Genomic DNA, 17,984 nt, shown 5'->3' with positions numbered 1-17,984 from the left:
TTGTTTCTAGGAGCATGAACTATCATACAACAAAAAACAAGCAGGTTTCCCCACTTGTTCTGTCTGTTATTTAGCCGCTTTATAAAGCTCGTTTACTTTGTCCCAGTTAATGACTTCAAAGAATGCTTTGATGTAGTTTGGACGAACGTTGCGGTAGTTGAGGTAGTAGGCATGTTCCCAAACATCCAAGGCCAAGATTGGCTTCAAACCTTGCATGATCGGTGTATCTTGGTTGGCTGTTGAAATAACTTCCAACTTGCCTTCTTTGTTAACAACCAAGAAAGCCCAACCTGAACCAAAACGAGTTGTTGCTGCAGTTGTGAAAGCTTCTTTGAAGTCATCAAATGAACCAAATGTTGCATCGATGTCCGCTGCCAATTCTGCTGAAATTTCTGTTTTTTCTGGCGAAAGCAATTCCCAGAAAAGCGCGTGGTTGAGGTGACCACCACCATTGTTGATCAAAGCTTGACGGATGTCCGCTGGAATAGACTCAACATCTGAAAGAAGAGCTTCCAAGTCTTCGCCGATTTCAGGATGCTTCTCAAGCGCTGCATTGGCATTTGCCACATAAGTCGCATGGTGCTTGTCATGGTGAAGCGTCATTGTCTCTGCATCAATGTGTGGCTCCAAAGCGTCGTAAGCGTAAGGTAGGTCTGGTAAAATAATTGCCATAATCGAATTCTCCTATCAATTTGATAGTTTTATTTTACCGCTTTCTGGCAGCCTTTTCAATTTATTTGTCTGAAAATCACGACGTAGCGATTTTGAGCAGAGTGAGACAGTATATTAGATAGTAAAACATCAATAACTATTTTCTACCCGTTATTACAATTGTGATGGCGGGAGATAGGGACTGCTTCTACAATCCCCTTTAATTATTTTTGAAAGGACGGTGATGCCTATGCACATAGCCAATAAAATCCTATTAGAAATGAGTAACAACTTTTGTCCACAGCAGAGGCTTTGCAAGTGATGCTAGAGTTTGGCGGTTTTACCATCAACCTATTAACACTTGTCATAGCGCTAAACCTGCTTACAGATAAAAAGAAATAACCGTCTTAAACGGATTTTCGCAGGAGTTAGTTGGAGCTAACTCCTTTTATATTTTTATTATAACTTATAACTTCTTTTTTTCAAGTTTTATCATCTCCATTGCCTCAAATCAACTCGTAGCGATTTTAAGCAGGGCCAAGTCAAACAGGTAATCCTTGTCCATGGCTCCAGTCTTTATCTGGTAATCCGTCTCAATCAGCAAGCGCACCACCTTCTTGAGAAAGCCTACCGACAGATGCCTTGAGTCACGCAGGGCAAACTTAATCTGATAAGGATTGACCTTGCGCCCCGAAATCTCAGACAATTCCGCCACCATCTGCTGCTCACTCCGCCCCTGCTCCTGCATGATTTGCACCTGCAGATAGGTTCGAAACTGGGTCAGCATAATCGCAATCAGTTTAATCTCATCCTCCCCTTGCAAGCGTAAGTCCCGCACCAGGCTCCTTGCCTCATCCATCTTAGACTGGAGGACCAGCTGGGTCAGGTCGAAAATATTATCCTGCAGGGTCTTAGGAATAGCCGCATCAATGTCCGCCTGTGAAATCTGCTCCTGCCCCTTATAGGATTGGAGAAAGACTAGATTTTTACTGACTTCAGCAAATTCAAAATTGGATTTGACCAAGAGATAGTGATAGGTCTGGGCATCTAGATTGAGCCCCAGGCGACCAATTTCTTTCTGAAAATGAGCCTTCAAATCATTTTCCTTGAGAGGATTGGCCTCCAGAATCAGTCCATCTCGTTTGAGAATTTTCACCAAACGGCGCTTGCTATCTAGCTTACCAGGGGCTAGGATGACCAAACGCGTCGTCTCAACCGGATTTTCCAAATACCCCTCAAAAAGCTTGAGCTCATCATCCGTCAAATAGCGCTTTTTATCAGACGTAATATCCGCAAAATAATCCAAAATGACCACTTTCTCATCCGAGAAAAAGGGTAGGGACACCAAATCTAAATCCACCTGGCTGTAATCCGCCTCAGACATATCAAAATAAGCATAGGTCAAGTCCGCCGGATCAAACTCCAACTGTTGCAGCAGGCGGTCCTTGGCTATCTGGTATTGACCCACGTCCTCACCGCAGAGCACCGTCAGTAAGCCCAATTTATCTTTTTTTACTGTTTCAATCTGTTCAATAACTGTCATAGGAATATTATACCATGTAGATGAAAAAGGAGGCTTACTTAGCCCCCTCGATATCATATTTACTATCTAGACCCTCGTCGGCCACCAGCACGCACCCTCCGGCGTTTTTTCTTGATGCGTGAAATGATAAAAAGGAGCACCAACAGACCAAAGAAAATTCCCAGTCCCAAGAGGATATAAGGCATTAGCGGAGAGGAAATGAGGGAACTAGTCGTTTCAAGAACCGTATCTACCACAGGTTTTTCTTCGACAATGTCCACTCCCTTACTTGAATCAATAGAATTGGCAAGCATGACCTTATTGTTCTCAATCGTCAGACTTGGCTCTTCCCCCTCCTTAACCAAACCGGTCAAGGGCTGTTCAATACGGATTTCCTCACCATTTACAGTGTGTTTCCCAGGTTCAAGAACCGTTGCTTGTTTGTAGTCTGCGAAGCTTTTTTCCAAGAGGCCATTGACATAATAATGACGAACAAATTCACCCTCTGGATCGCCCCACTCGCTCGCTCCTAGAACTACCGTAATCAGGCGGGTATCACCCCGTTTAGCAGTGACAATCGAATTGTAACCAGCACTTGGGCTAGAGCCCGTTTTCAGACCGTCTACCCCTTCAATTCCCATAGGATCACCAGGCAGAGAGTGGTTATAGGCCTCAAACGATTCCTCATTCGGAGTACCTTCTTTGACTGTCACCTTGGTCGCATTTGTGAATTCCAGAACCTCTGGGTGGCGTTTAATCATATGATAGCCAAGAATAGCCAAATCCTTAGCGGTTGATTCATTGGCCAGGCTTTGATCAACTCCCTCCGGAGCATATAAACCTTCATAGGCCTCTGTAATAGCCCCCGTCGCGTTGTAAAATACCGTATTCTTCATTCCCAGAGCCTGGGCCGTATCATTCATCAATGTAAGGAATCCAGCGTCATCCCCTTCAAAAATCAAATGTGCCAACATCAGTGTCGCCACATTGGACGAGGGAACCAGGGCCATAGTCAGCAACTCTCTGACTTTGTAACTAACACCTGCAAGGATATTATTATTACTCAAGGCATAGATTTGGGCAATAGCCTGGTCTTGCTCTGTCGCAACCACTTCTGTGTCTAGGGTAATTTTTCCCTGACTAATGGCTTCTAGAGTCAAATACACCACCATTACCTTGCTCGTGCTTGCTGGATCGCGCACTAAATCTCCATTGTCGTCCCATAAAATCTGACCATTGTCTGCATTGATAACAATAGAGCTCTTTGGCGCAGTCTCTTCACTAGCTGGATAACCTGCCGCCTTGGCAATGTCTACAATTGACTCTGCAGCCAAAACAGACTGTAGGGGGGTGAAGCACCAACAAACCAACAATACTAAACTAATAACCTTTTTCATGATTCCTCCGTCTCGAATTTACCCTTACTAGTATAGCATAGAAAAGCCTCATTTGTAAAAAGAGATGAAAAAACTCACTTGAATTATGCTGAACAAGTGAGTTTTGGAAAAGGTTCTAGCTCATTTAAGCAATTTGAACATAGCGACGATTTCCACTATAGGCAATATAGGATAACCAGGTTTTACCGTCTTCTTTCACCACACGGTCGTAATTGATGCTTTCACCGGCTGCGAAGGTGTAAAGAGCTGGGCTCGTAGATTTTGCTGCGTTTCGGACAACTGCTCCCTTGGTAAAACGGTAGGTTCCTTTTGCTGGCAATGGCTGAGCAGCGACATTTGTAGTACCACTGTTAGCTTGATTAGCTTGGACAGTTTGTTTCTTCTGATAATCTCCCCCTGGAATACCGTAATATTCCTCAAGAGTCAGACCAGATTGGTAAATATCCTTGGCTTCCTTACCAACGTAACGGAGATGCCATGGCTCAGACATGTAGCCTGTCACTGCTTCTTTTCCTGGTAGGTAGCGAACAACGAAGCCATACTTGTGGGCATTGTCCTTGAGCCACTGCTCTGCTCTGCTATTTGTCAATAAAGCGCCTGAAGCATCAGTCAGGTCAAAGGCTAAGCCAGTCTGGTGCTCACTGTGACCTGGGCGAGCTGAGTAACGATCTGCCGCAGCCTGCCCATCACGTTGAACATAGTTCAGATAGAGAGACTGCTGGGTCTCATAGCTACGGAAGCCACTGTAGGCCTTGCCAACGTTGAATCCTTGGCGAATCATGTCATTGCGTAAGTTCTGATAAGCGTTACGAGCAGTCGGATTCTCACCTGGGTTATAGGTGGAAGCCAGCCCATGCTGTTTATTGACAATGATAACTGGACCGTACTTGCCATCAACGCTGTAGTATTGACCGTTGAAGGTAAGCTTGGCTTGATTTGCCTGTGTCTCAGTCGAAAGATTTGAAACTGCTGGTTTGTCAGCCTTATCAGTCAGCTTAGCCACTGGGATATAAGAACGACCGCCGCTGAAGGAAATGTAGCTCAACCACTGATGATTATTGGCGGTGATAACCTTGTCATAGTTGACCTTCATGCCCTTGTTGTAAAAGGCAACATCTGGACTGGTCATTTTGGCTTCGCGTTTTACTCCAACACGCTCAGTAAAGGTGTAGGTGCCTTGCGGAGCTAGCTTGAGAGACGCTTCTGCGGTTTCAGTTTGGGTTGTTGCTGGGGTGACAGTTGGTTTGTCTGGTTTTGGACTTTCAACAGTTACAGGTGCAACCTTAGCCACTGGAATATAAGAACGACCGCCGCTGAAGGAAATGTAGCTTAGCCACTGATGATTATCGGCGGTGATAACTTTATCGTAGTTAACTTTCATACCCTTATCATAGAAGGCTACATCTGGGCTAGACAATTTGGCTTCACGTTTAACACCCACACGCTCGGTAAAGGTGTAGCTACCTTGTGCTGCCAATTTGAGAGACGCTTCTGAGGTTTCAGTTTGGGATGTTACTGGGGTGACAGTTGGTTTGTCTGGTTTTGGACTTTCAACAGGTTTGTGAACGGTTGGAGTGGTTACAGGTGCAACCTTAGCCACTGGAATATAATAACGACCGCCGCTGAAGGAAATGTAGCTCAACCACTGATGATTATCGGCGGTGATAATCTTGTCATAATTGACCTTCATACCCTTATCATAAAAAGCTACATCTGGGCTAGACAATTTGGCTTCACGTTTAACACCCGCACGCTCGGTAAAGGTGTAACTACCTTGTGGAGCCAGTTTGAGAAACGCTTCTGCGGTTTCAGTTTGGGTTGTTGGTGGAGTTTGAACCACCGGAGTGACTGGTGTAGCGACTTTTGAAATGGCAATGTAACGACGAGTTCCATTGTAAGAAACATAAGAAATCCAATTATGGTCATCCGCTACCAGTGTTGAATCGTAATTGACTTTCTCACCTTTTTGATAAAAATATTCCGCTGGGCTACTCATTTTAGGCTGATTGCGGATAGGCATATCTTGAGTAAAACGATAAGTACCAGCTTTAGGGAGTTCTGATACAGGTGTGGCAGTTTCAGCAGGTTTGTGAACGGTTGGAGTGCTTACAGGTGCAACTTTAGCCACTGGAATATAAGAACGGCCGCCACCGAAGGAAATGTAACTCAACCACTGATGACTGTCAGCGGTGATGACCTTGTCATAGTTGACCTTCATACCCTTATCATAAAAAGCAACATCTGGACTGGTCATTTTGGCTTCGCGTTTGACACCTACACGCTCGGTAAAGGTGTAGCTACCTTGAGGAGCTAATTTGAGGGAAGTCTCTGCGGTTTGAGTTTGGTTGGTTGCCGGAGTTTCAACAGGCTTATCAGTAACTAATGTAGGCGTTGGTTCTGTTTTTGTTAGCTTATTGATAGGGGCGTAACGACGAGTACCACTGAAGGAAACATAGGAAATCCACTGATAATCATCCGCTGTCATAACCTTATCATAGATGACCTTTTGCCCCTTATCATAATAAAATTGATCCGGGCTAGCTATAGCAGGTTCATTTTTGATTCCAGTCTTTTCAGTAAATGTATAAGTCCCTTGCTTAGGAAGCACTGGTACTTGAACAGTCGGAACTTCAGTCACAGTAGCCTCCGTCTGTGTCCCTAGGCTGCTTGTAGCCACGCTGGCACTTGTAGTCTCCGAAATAATTTCAACTACCTCTCTAGTCACAATCGGAGGACTAACAAGAACTGGATTTTCTTCACTAGGCGGCGTTGACTGAATCTCATCAGCAGCTGCAATTTGGCTAGACATAAAAGAAAGGGTTGCAAGCAAGACAGAAGCTGCACCAACAGAATATTTGCGAATGGAGAAACGATTCTCTTGCTTAGTGTACCAACGTTTATTCATTTTTCTAATCCTCCTTTGTAATTATTTTCACTTACATATATTTTTATTATAACATAGGTTTTGTAAAAATAAAAACAAAAACGTAATATTTTGAAATATTTTTGTAACATTTGTCATAATCAGACCATTACAAAATATCCCTTCACCTATCAATTCGCAAAATTTCTCAAAAAATCTGGAAAATGTTAAATTTTTTATAAAAAAATAGAAAGTGACCCAAAAATCACTTTCTACATTTATCTATTTACCTAAAACAGCAGACGCCAAGGCCTTTTGAATAGCAATGACGGACTTGTCGCTCTTAAATTGCAGAGTCTCTGCTGGCTCTGCTGCTGAAGAAATCCATATTTTCAACTCCGCATCCAGGTCAAAATGTCCAGAGGTTTCGACCGTAAAGCGAGAAATGGAACGATAGGGAATGGACTTGTAGGACACTTTTTTGCCCGACATACCTTGCTTATCCACCAAAATCAACCGATACTCGGTAAAGACAATTAGGTCGCGAACCAAACTAAAGGCCATTTCTACCTGTTCCGCATCCAAAAGGATATCTGCCAACTCTTGCTCTACCTTGTCATTATTCATCTGCGAGGCATTGCCCATCAAACCTGAAAACAAACCCATGTGTTTACTCCTTTTTTACTTTTCCTTATTTTACCGAAAAATGTGGAATAAAAAAAGCAAAAACCCCAGAAGAGTTTTTGCTGCTGTCAAACTTAATAAACATCACGACGATAGCCAACAGTCACCACAAGTACAACCAATTCATCATCAATAATATCACAAATAACCCGATACCAGCAATCAGCAGTCCACTGGTCATATAGTCCACCAATTGCGGGAAAAATGGTTTGTCCGTCAAATGGTCATAGTGGGCGGCAATCAAGTCTTCCGTCGCCGTCATCATTTTCAAATCAGAAATGGTAAAGCCACGGTGCTCGATGCGGGAAATCATCTGCCCCACCAGCCCATGCTGGACAGCATCTGGTTTAATAATGAAAAATATACGTTCCATAAATCACCTCCATTTTACAGGTTTCAGAGGGACAAAACCTCTATCTGATTTCCGCCCAAAAGAATTAAGTATGAATCCACTCGGTCAATCGCATAGGCCTGTCTCAAGCTGGCAGCGTAGAGGGCCATTTGTTGCCGGTAACGTCCTCGTAATTGTTCCGGATGCTTGTATTTATCGGTCTTGTAATCAAACAGAACGATATGGTCCTCATAAAGGATGTAGCCGTCTATAATTCCACGCAGGACAAATTCCTCTTTAGAAGTTGCATCTTTTTGGATACTGGCAAAAGGTGCCTCTCGGTGTAGCTTGTCAGTATTGGACAAGATTTCCCGTCCCAAATCTGTATCAAAAAAGTCCAAAATCTTCTGAGTATCAATCCTGTCCTTGACAGCCTGATCAGCCTGCACACGGGCAAGAGCTTCTTTAACCGTATCCTCTGTCACCAGCCATGATAAATCAATAGCCTGCATGAGCTCATGGATGGCAGACCCCATATCAGCACCCGTCACCTGCTTGTGTTTAGTGAAATTCGGTAAGCTAAAGGAATGCTCTGTCTGTCTCGGTTCAATCACATCCAGGGCCTCTTCAGATAAGACCGGCTCATAGAGTTTTTTAATCTGACTTGGCGTTCGCAAGGTCGGCAAATCAATAGCTGGCTTGTAACGCTGATTGAGCTCTTCGACACCTTTTAGTTGCTTGATAGTATCTGAAATAGCTTTAGACTGTCGCTGGTCTTTGCCCCCAGGATTGGTCTGCTTGTCAGGCATTTCCAACTTATCCTCATCAGTAAATACCAAATCAGTGTCTTGGATAAAGCGCTTCTTGAAATGCAGGTCTTGGTCTGGAAAGGCCGCCTCAATGGCTAGCACCCAGTCTTGGAAAGAGGTCATGCTCTCTCTGCTGGCCCTTGCAAGAACGCCATCTTGACGCTTGCCATCGTAGCGAGTAGCTAATTTTTCCTGACTGCCCTTGCCCACTAGATAGAGTTTTTTCTCCGCACGGGTCATGGCTACATAGAGCAAGCGCATTTGCTCCGATAGGTTGGCAATTTTCAGCTCCTGGCTATTTATCTGATAGGGAAGGGTGTCCATTTGCACGCGCACATGCAGGAGCGGCGTATCAAACTGGTCTTTCATATCTGCGATAAACTGGATGCCCAGGCCATTTTCCCGACTGAGAATATAAGGCGCCCGACTTTCCATGGCATTGAACTTCTTGTCCATATTCATGAGAAAGACATACTGGAACTCCAAGCCCTTGGACTTATGGACCGTCATGAGCTGGACAGCATCCTTGGGAACAGCCACTTCTACCTCGGCCAGGTCATTGTCGCTGGCTAGGACCTTATCAATCATGCTGATGAAGCGTGACAAGCCCTTAAATCCTGTCTTTTCAAACTGATTGGCCCGCAAGCCCAGGGCATAAAGATTGGCCTGCCGCTTCTGACCATTGGGCAGAGCACCCACATAATCATAGTAAAAGCGGTCATTGAAAATCTTCCAAATCAGGTCGTGAATGGAATGAAGCTTGGCAAATTTTCTCCAGTCTGACAAGACGGCATCAAACTTCTGAACTTTTTCCAGTAAATCCTGCTCAATCAAGTCTGCATTCTCCGATTGACCCGATAGAGCCAGCTGAATCTTGTCGTAGAAAAATCCAGACTCTGACTGGAGAGCCAGACGAGCCAACTGGTCCTCATCAAATGCGAACATAGGGGATTTGAGCAGGGCTACCAGGGCATAATCATTGAGTGGCTGGTTAATGGTCCGCAGGGTATCCAGCATGACCATGACCTCCAGCGACTTGAGATAGGAAGCCATACCACCATCCGCTACCAAGGGGATACCATGCTTTTCAAAACTGGTCAAGATAGCATCGTTGCGGGTCCGACTTGGCACCAGTAGCGTAATCTTTGAAAAAGCTACTCCTTCCTGCTTATGCAGGCGAATGATTTCCTTGGCCACCAGCTCCACCTCGCCAGCTGTAAAGGATTGCTCCTCCTGCTCCTCGTCAGATATATCCGTATTGTAAATCAAATACTCCATCTCATTATTGGGCAGGATGAGTTCTTGTTTCCCTTGCTCCTCACTACCAGCAACCAGGCTATGGGTCTCATCATACTTGATTTGCCCCACTTCCTTGTCCATGAGGCGCGTGAAAATAGCATTGGTCGCATCGATGACCTCTACCCGGCTACGGAAATTTTCCTTGAGCAGGATCAGTTTGCCAGCCTCTGGATTGGCCTGGTAGAGCTCGAACTTATCTTGGAAAATCTGAGGATCCGCCTGACGGAAACGGTAGATGGACTGCTTGATATCTCCCACCATAAAGCGATTGTGCCCATTTGACAAGAGGTCCAACATCCGCTCCTGGGTGTGGTTGTTATCCTGATACTCGTCCACCATGACCTCATGGTACTTTTCTTGGAAATGCTGGCGAATCTGCGCATTGCTTTCTAAAATACCGATGGCTAAATGGCTGATATCAGAAAACTCAAAAGCATTTTCCTGCATCTTGGCCTGCAAATATTGATAAGAGAAATCGCAAACAAATTCCTGCAAAATCCTCATAAGTGGCAAGACATGGGGCTGGTAGGCAAAAATTGTCTCTAAAAACTGGAGATTCTGCAAGTGGGATTTGAGCTGCTTAAAGATAGGGTGCTTGACCCCAGCCACTGTGACATCGCTGGACGAAGGGAGGATGTCCACTAATTTGCCAGTCAATTCCAGCAGGCGGGCCGCATCCATATTCCTGTCAAATTCCTGGGCCCATTCGCGCAGACTTTGGAAAATCAATTGGTGCTTCTTGTAGGCCGCCGTATCCTCTCCCTTGGCTGTTTTTTGCTTGTAATCCGGCAAATCAGTCAAGTCCTGCAAGTCATCAGCAGCCTGAAGCATGGCTGCTAGCAAACCTGTTAGGCTAGAGCTAGGCAGGCTCTCCCAGTCCTTATAAACTTGATAGCCCTTGAGCAAATTTTGCCGCAGCCACTTGTCTGGTGCGCTAGTTGCCTGGCTAAAGTCATAGATCTGGTAGACCAATTCCCGAAAATTCTTATTATCCTTGCGGTTGCCGGAGAAATTCCGAACCAATTGCTCAAACGACTTGCCATCTTTTCCAGACAGATAATCTGCAAAGAGATCACCGAACACTTCATTTTTCAGCAAATCCTGCTCATTCTTATCTGTCATTATACGGAAATTGGGCGCCACGCCCAGCTCATAGCCATAAATCGTGACCAATTTCTGGGTAAAAGAGTCCATGGTTCCGATATCCGCATTGCCCAATTCAGCCAATTGAGCCGTCAAATGCCTGCGAATGTCCTCATCCACCGTCTCTTTGATTTCCGTGTTGAGCCTTTTCTCAATCCGCTCCTTCAATTCACCGGCCGCCTTGACCGTGAAGGTGGAGATAAAGAGCTGGTCGATATGGACACCCCGTTTGAGCTTGTCCAAAATCCGCTCGACCATGACAAAGGTTTTTCCTGAGCCCGCTGATGCGGACACCAAAATATTCTGCCCATGGCTGTAAATGGCCTCAATCTGCTCTGGAGTTCGCTTCTGGTCTTTTTCGGAAGCCAGTTCCTGGGCCTGAATCTCTTTGATTTCTTCTTCGGTTAAAAATGCTTGAAAGCTCACGATTGGCTCCCTCCTTTCATTCGCTCTAACCAGTCTTCTCGCCTACCACCCTTGACCAAGACACGAGCCTGGCTCAGATGCCGGTCTGCTTCAAATCCGGTAATGGCCTTGAGCTGGTCACCTGCAACGGAACGTCCATCTTCTGTATAGGGATTGATGGCAAATTTCCCCTCTAAAATGCGGCTGGCTGCCTGGCGATACAATTTCTCATTATGGGCCATTAGAAGCCCTAATTCCTCGCGACTATAAAGACTGGACTTAGTCTTATGATAGAGCTGGCTGAGACGATTGCTCTCCTCTTCGATAAATAAGCCCTTATAAACCAAGGATTTGTATGCTTCGGCAAGAACCTGGTCCTGCCCCTTAGTATCGGCTAATTTGACAATGGGATCCAGCAAATGCAGATACATGGCACCAAATACCTTATCTGTCTGCCCAGCATCCTTCATCTGACTAATGGCCGACAGATAGGTAATGAGCTGGGGACTAAGGCCATTGTAAAATCTGTCAATCTTAAAGCTATTGGCACTGGACTTGTAGTCAACCACACCCAAAGCCTGGTCTGATAGCAGCTGATCCAGGCGGTCAATCTTACCGATAATTTGTAGCTTACGACCACCTTCTAGTTCTAAATGGGCTTGCTCGTTTTGACCAAACACTGCTTCATTGGCCAAGACTCGCACAGGATTATCGCCTCTTAAAACGAGGGAACTTGCACGCGCTACGTCCAACAAAATTTGCTCCGAATAACGACTATCGGCATTCTCACCGTATAGGGCCTGGAAATCCTTTTCCTGACGGGTTGCTGCAATGGCCTGCTCCAACTTTTCATCGAAGAAGGCACTGCTGTGGTCCATGGTCACGCGCTCAAAAATCCGATGGAGGAAATTCCCATGGCTACGAGCATCCGGTCGAATAGAATCCTGCTCCTTCAAACGCAGGACATGCTTAATGAAAAAGAGGTATTCATTCTTGTAGAAGTCCGTCAAACTAGACACCGACAACCTCAAGGGCTGGTCAACTGGATAGAGGGTTGCCAGAGTTTTCTTGGCCAGCTTCTGACTGCGCAATTGGCTGGAAATTGTCGGAATGGTAACGCCCTTTTGCTTTAACTTCTTATCAAGATAACGGACAGCCGCCGACCAAAAGTTCTTGATATCAGTATCCTCTTCTGTAGCCAATTCCTCAGGATTGAGCTTAATTACTTGGGATAGGAGACCATTAAAATGCCCGACATCCGTTGGCAGAAGGGTCTTCCTCCGACCTTTTTCAATGGATTTCACACCCAAGCCCGTCAATAGCTTCAGATAAGGAGAGACTAATTCCTGACCTTCATTGTACAATTGCGGAGCTGATAAGACCAGATGCTCAGTCGCCGAATGCAGCAAGGACATAAAGGTAGCATGGTTTTTCTTGCCATTTTCCCGACTAGGAATGTGGAACTGGGATAGGGAGTCCGAACGTTCATTCATCCTGGCCTTCTCCTCGTCGGTCAAAATACCTGTATTCTTGGCAACTTTTGGGAAATTCGACTGGCTCAACCCCAGGGCATAGACATACTTGGCCGTATGCGGTTCAATCAAATCATAGGACTTGACAGACACTACATCCACCGTAGCTGGCACGGTCCGGTAATGACTAGATTGCATACCCGCCTTGAGTAGGGAAAGGAAATCTTCGACCGACAGGGTTTCCTTGGCAAACAAGTGTTGAAAAACTTCCAGAATATGGCAGAAAGCCTTCCAAACCTCTTCCTCTTTTTCAATTTGCAGCTGGCTCAGTCCCTCTGACAAGGCAGCCATATTTTCAGCCAAGTTGATGCTACGGGCAAACTCCATGAATTTTTCTAGGAGGGATTGGCCTGATTGCGGACGAGCCTTGAAAAACTGTGTCAGAGGTGCCATAATGCTCTCTCGTAGCTGGTTCAAAACCTCCAAATCATAATTCGCTCTGCTATTGACCGTAAAATCACGAGAAAACTTAGCCTGGCCCTTGAGATCCGCAAAGGTAATATAAGCGTGGAAGCGGTCCAGGTGCCCCTGCTCCAGCTGGCCATAGAGACCAGATTTCAGCAAGTTAATCAGGTCCTCCGCCCGAAAATTATAGCGTTTTAGACGCTCCAGGGACTCCACAAAATGCACCAGCGGATGGTGGCTCATTTCCTCAGCCCTGCCAAAATAGTGGGGGATTTCATATTTATCAAAAATCTTGCCAATCTGAAGTTGGTAGCTATCCATATCACCTAGCAGGACTAGGATATCCTTATAGCGAGTCCCCTCAAACAATCTTTTACGAATGGAACGAGCAACCGCTTCAACCTCCTCCTTTTGATTGGTAGCCTCCCAGATTTCAATAGCTGACAAATCCTCTTCAGTCAGCTCATAGGCAGGTTTGGAATAATCAAACTGGCTTTCAATATTTTTGGAGAGTTTTGCAAGGGATGGCCTCGGAACATCGCCATCATCCCTTGTCAACTTGCCTTGATCAACTCCGTCCATGAAAATGGGCTTGGTCTGGTAGCTAAAAGCCAAGTGACGGAGAAATTCAACACTGGCTTGAAAAACATTCCCCTCAAGATGAGTTTCCTGGTAGGCTTTTTTGCTGGCATAGCTGGCAATGTGTATTTCCGCTACACGCCCATGAAGGCTGGCAATTAGGGCTTCCTCTTCAGCTGAAAAACGCGTAAAACCGTCCACAATCAGGACCACCTGGCTGAGCTGGTCATCCAATTGACCTGACTCTACTTTCCATCTGAATTGCGCCAACTTGGTCTCATTTTCATAATCCTCGTCCATGAGAACGTCCTGCAAGGCTGACAAAATCTTGATAATATCTGCCTGCTTGGCAGAAGTCTCCAGATTTTCCAAGGCAGAAAGGGGCATGTTGGAGGTTTGCAATTCCTTGTAAAGATTGACCACCTGCTCAATAAATGCCGGGTCCTTCTTCAAGCGGCCATAGACCTGCAAATCACCATCTTCAAACTGTGCTAAAACTCGATAGACCATCATGGACAAGCCCAAATCATCCAACGCTTTTTTGCTGTTCTCTTCATGGTAGATAAAATAACGGGCCATTTGCGCAAAGCGGGTCACCAGGATTGATAAACTAGCCTTTCTCGGCAGGTAGGATAGGACCTTTTTTTCCTTTTCAAAGGACAAGGAGTTGGGCGCAATGTAAAATACCCGTTGAACCCGATGGGACTCTTCCAGTGCTAAAGCGGTCAACTTCTTGGTAATATCATTGCTGATGTCTGAATAATATAACTTCATGGTTTCCTCACACAATTCTGGCGTCTATGAACTGTTCTTTATAATCTGGACTCACAAGTAAGGTACATTTAGGTAAGAGATAGTTTTTTGATAATTAGGACCGTTTTTTGAAGGAATACTGACTGTATTTCTAAAAAACTAACGATGAGTAGTAGAAAACTAGCCTTAGATAAAAGTGCCGAACTGTGAATACAGGTTCTTTTTCCATTATACCAAAAAAAGCCCACCTCAAGGGTGGGCAAGGGCATCGTTTCCGATGAGGTTAGAAGGTTCACAGCATCTAACCAAGGTCCGCTCCTGCGTTTCAATCTAATGAAGACCTCCCTAGCGTCGAATGTGACAAAGTCACTACTCGGCTCATCGCATGGTATTATTTTAGCAGATTTTCAGAAAAATGCAAGGCATTCATTCTGGATATACTTGGACCCCTCGCGAATGGATAGACCCGCCATCTGACTTCTGTGCTGAGCAATAAATGCCCTGACCCATTCTGGATTCGTCTTGGAATAATCCCGCAGAGCCCAACCAATCGCCTTATTGATGAAAAATTCTTTCTGATTGAGATTGTTTATCAGGATTTTTTCTAACAAATCCGTATCAGTCTTGTCCTTCCTCAACAACTGGTGGTCAATGGCCAATCGTCTCAGCCAGAAATCCTCATGGACACTCCAATCCAGCATGACCTGACTAGCTTTTGGATGGTCCAGGATAATCTTTCCAACCAACTTGTCCAGACCGTCCACCGTATCCCACCAGGACTTGGTCTGGGCCAACTCTTTGAGCTTGGGTAAATCCTCCAGCTGCAAGTCCTATTTCTTGGTCACCAGGTAGTCAATAGCCACATACTGGAATTCCCGATAAGGCTGATTCCAACAGGCTTGGACAAAATCCCAGTCAAGGCCCACCGATTGACATTCCTTAAAAAATTCCTTGGCTGTCTGCCGGCGAACCTGGGCCCGAACACCTAAAAATCGAAAATGGTCCTTCATATAGGCCTCCATGGCTGGAACCTGATTAGGGTCCGCGACTGCTCGCAGGCGTTTTTCTAATTCCTCAATCTTCATTCACTGTCCTCGACCAAACTCTTCTGCAACCAGATAATATCGTGCCATTTGTCAAACTTATAGCCAACTTTTTTGAAATGAGCCACCTGCTCATAGCCCCGCTTTTCATGAAGGGCAATTGAAGCAGGATTGGGCAGGGCGATACAGGCCAGGAAATTCTTAAATCCTCTAGCAATTAACTCCTCCTCCAGGCGGTCATAGAGCAAACTTCCGATGCCCTTCCCTCTAGCAGACTGGTCCAGATAGACGGATAATTCCACTGTCCAATCATAGGCTGCCCTAGCATAGTAGGTCCCTGCGTAGGCATAGCCCACAATCCTTCCCCCTTCTTCTGCGATAAGATAGGGAAATTTTTCTCGGACCTTGCGGATACGGGCCTCAAACTCACTGACTGTCGGCACCTGGGTCTCGAAGGTAATGGCTGTCTGCTCGACATAGGGAGCGTAGATGGCCACCAGGGCTCCCGAATCTGCAATCTCTGCGTTCCGAATGGTAATCATTATTGCTCCAAAAGCTCACGATCGTAGATAGTGTAGTCGCAGCGGTAGATAATCAGTCGCTTGCCGTCAATGAGGAGCTCGGATGTCTTGGGCGCATCGGACGCATAGAGAGAGACCTTATCACCAGCATAGGTAGCCAGAGGGGTGCCGTTCTGCGAGCGGATGAGGACCACTTTTTCCTTGCCAGTAAACTCGTTTTTGAGGCGGTTGACCATGCGGTTGACCAGGGGAATATTTCGACCCGTCTCATCAATGTCGACTGTGTCCTGGAACTTGGAAAAAACGTCCTCCAGCCCTTCTTCTGCTGCAATCAGCGATGAGCCTACGTGGTCGATCTCGTACTTGCCGAGGGTGACTTTCAAAACAGACGAATCCGCATTGGAAAAGCCTTCGGCATCAACAGAATCAAAGTCAGGATTCCGCGAAATCGATAGGGACTTACCAGACATTTCATCGATTAGCTGGGAATTTTCATCGAAAGTGCGGACTGTCATTTCCAGACCAATCCATTCTTCCTTGGCATTCTTGAACCAATTGGAAACCGACTGACAGGCAGACAGGCTAACCAGGCTAAGTACCAAAACGGCAGTCAAGGCCAACTTCTGTTTCAATTTCATAAACAACCTCCTAGGTTTGATAGAACTATTGTAGCATGAAAATGGAAAAACCGCCCCTTTGGACGGTTGAATGTTTGTGTTCTTAGAAGTTAAAAACATCATTCAAGTTCTCAGCCATAGTTGGGTGAGTGAAGATTTGAGTCTTGAAGTAGGTATATGGAATCTTGTTGTCAATGGCCATAGCAATCAGGTTAATCAGTTCTTCCGAATTGCGGCCAAAGAGCGTTGCCCCAAGAACCAGATTGGTCTTCTTGTCCACGACCACCTTGAAGATACCACGAAGGTCATTGTTGACATGGCCACGTGGCATATTGGCTACTGGCAATTCATTGGCAACCACTTCAAAACCTGCTGCCAGAGCTTCCTTCTCCGTCAGACCGACACGCGAAAGGACTGGGTCGATAAAGATGCTAGTCGGTACTGACTTGCGCTGACTGAGGCTGTAGGTGCCAGTCCCTGTCAACTTGCCAAAGACGATACGGAAGTCGTCTAGCGAAGTGTAAGTGAATTGTGGACCGCCATTGACATCGCCCACGGCATAGACACCGGGAACCGTGGTTTCACAGTAGTCATCCACCTTAACAGCACCATTTGGCAAGGTCTCAATGGCCGTATTTTCCAAGCCCAGATCAGCCGTATTTGGCACGCGCCCTGTCGCATAGAGAACCGCATCAAAGACCTGGGTTTCACCGTTGACCGTGAGAGCCACTTGCTCGCCCTGGCTAGCTACCTGCTCGATTTTTGCGTCCAACACAAAGCGGATGCCCGCCTCTTCCATATAGCCCTTGGCCATAGTTGCCACCCCTTCCTCATCTCTTGAAAGAATAGCAGAGCCAGCTTCAAATACCGTCACGCTGGAGCCCAGTTTGTTGTAAAGCACTGCAAATTCCAGACCGATGTTGCCACCGCCGATCACTGCCAAGGTTTCAGGACGAGTTTCCAGATTCTGGATGCCCGTGCTATCGTAGACATGGGCAGTTTCCGTCAAACCAGGAATTGGAAGGACACGTGATGTTGCGCCAGTATTAATGACAATAGTCTCAGCTGTCACTTCCAAACGCTCATCACCAGCCACAACCTCAACCACCTTATCAGCCGTAAAACGCGCAGAACCTTGGATAAGAGTCGTACCGCTGCCTTTCAGCACCATCTCGTTCTTATTGCGCAGACGAGTTGTGATAGTTTCCTTTTGCTCCATGACCTGGTCAAAAGTCCAGTTCTTGTCTGCTGCTACCAAGAGGGTCTTGGTTGGGATACAGCCAATATTGATACAGGTTCCACCAAACATGGCAGGATTTTCCTCGACAAGAGCTACCTTTTTACCAAGTGAGGCCATCTTCCCAGCCAGGGTCTTACCTGCCTTACCAAATCCGATAACCAACAAATCAAATTGTTCCACGAGATCACTC

12 protein-coding genes and 1 pseudogene are annotated in these 17,984 nt (G+C 45.9%); 1 reads left to right on the top strand and 12 read right to left on the bottom strand.

The annotated features are described in order from the left end of the window. Positions 1-66: 66 nt before the first annotated feature. Positions 67-672: a superoxide dismutase SodA gene (gene sodA, locus ACHBIE_RS02040; protein WP_105160439.1), complete on the bottom strand. Its 606-nt coding sequence runs from the start codon at positions 670-672 to the stop codon at positions 67-69. A gap of 273 nt (positions 673-945) precedes the next feature. Here sodA and ACHBIE_RS02035 point away from each other — a divergent pair, with 273 nt between their 5' ends. Next, positions 946-1,053: a putative holin-like toxin gene (locus tag ACHBIE_RS02035; protein ID WP_209306925.1), complete on the top strand. Its 108-nt coding sequence runs from the start codon at positions 946-948 to the stop codon at positions 1,051-1,053. Between the two features lie 109 nt (positions 1,054-1,162). Here ACHBIE_RS02035 and holA read toward each other — a convergent pair whose 3' ends face one another. The 11 genes and pseudogenes from holA to ACHBIE_RS01980 all read right to left on the bottom strand — a co-directional run bounded on the left by holA (position 1,163) and on the right by ACHBIE_RS01980 (position 17,974). Continuing rightward, entirely contained in the window at positions 1,163-2,194 is a 1,032-nt protein-coding gene (gene holA, locus ACHBIE_RS02030; RefSeq protein ID WP_394732602.1) for a DNA polymerase III subunit delta, read from the bottom strand. 62 nt (positions 2,195-2,256) lie between these two features. Then, complete coding sequence (locus ACHBIE_RS02025) at positions 2,257-3,570, bottom strand: serine hydrolase (protein WP_394732601.1); 1,314 nt, start codon at positions 3,568-3,570, stop codon at positions 2,257-2,259. Between the two features lie 124 nt (positions 3,571-3,694). Beyond that, positions 3,695-6,475, bottom strand: coding sequence for an LD-carboxypeptidase LdcB/DacB (ldcB, locus tag ACHBIE_RS02020; RefSeq protein WP_394732600.1), 2,781 nt, complete (start codon positions 6,473-6,475; stop codon positions 3,695-3,697). A gap of 240 nt (positions 6,476-6,715) precedes the next feature. Then, positions 6,716-7,099, bottom strand: coding sequence for a PH domain-containing protein (locus tag ACHBIE_RS02015; protein WP_024397275.1), 384 nt, complete (start codon positions 7,097-7,099; stop codon positions 6,716-6,718). Between the two features lie 121 nt (positions 7,100-7,220). Then, positions 7,221-7,490 (bottom strand): nucleoside-diphosphate kinase, encoded by a 270-nt coding sequence (locus ACHBIE_RS02010; protein ID WP_394732599.1) that lies wholly within the window; start codon positions 7,488-7,490, stop codon positions 7,221-7,223. Between the two features lie 23 nt (positions 7,491-7,513). Next, positions 7,514-11,125 carry a helicase-exonuclease AddAB subunit AddA gene (addA, locus tag ACHBIE_RS02005; protein ID WP_394732598.1) on the bottom strand — a complete coding sequence of 1,204 codons (3,612 nt, stop codon included), beginning with the start codon at positions 11,123-11,125 and terminating at the stop codon, positions 7,514-7,516. After that, a complete protein-coding gene (rexB, locus tag ACHBIE_RS02000; protein ID WP_394732597.1) occupies positions 11,122-14,394 on the bottom strand; it encodes an ATP-dependent nuclease subunit B in 3,273 nt (1,090 codons plus the stop codon). The genes addA and rexB overlap by 4 nt, the downstream gene beginning before the upstream one ends. A gap of 386 nt (positions 14,395-14,780) precedes the next feature. Then, a pseudogene (locus ACHBIE_RS01995) lies at positions 14,781-15,458 on the bottom strand (DNA alkylation repair protein). Then, complete coding sequence (locus ACHBIE_RS01990; protein ID WP_105122796.1) at positions 15,455-15,958, bottom strand: GNAT family N-acetyltransferase; 504 nt, start codon at positions 15,956-15,958, stop codon at positions 15,455-15,457. The pseudogene ACHBIE_RS01995 and the gene ACHBIE_RS01990 overlap by 4 nt, the downstream one beginning before the upstream one ends. Beyond that, entirely contained in the window at positions 15,958-16,575 is a 618-nt protein-coding gene (locus ACHBIE_RS01985) for a DUF5052 family protein (RefSeq protein ID WP_105122795.1), read from the bottom strand. The genes ACHBIE_RS01990 and ACHBIE_RS01985 overlap by 1 nt, the downstream gene beginning before the upstream one ends. A gap of 82 nt (positions 16,576-16,657) precedes the next feature. Then, on the bottom strand, positions 16,658-17,974 hold the full coding sequence (locus ACHBIE_RS01980; RefSeq protein ID WP_394732596.1) for an FAD-containing oxidoreductase: 1,317 nt from the start codon (positions 17,972-17,974) through the stop codon (positions 16,658-16,660). Between the last annotated feature and the right edge of the window lie 10 nt (positions 17,975-17,984).

This window comes from Streptococcus sp. A23 (assembly GCF_043674155.1).
In the GTDB taxonomy this organism is placed as follows: Bacteria; Bacillota; Bacilli; order Lactobacillales; family Streptococcaceae; genus Streptococcus; species Streptococcus suis_V.
Note: the sequence above shows the minus strand (reverse complement) of the source record. Positions and strands in the feature narration are given on the sequence as shown.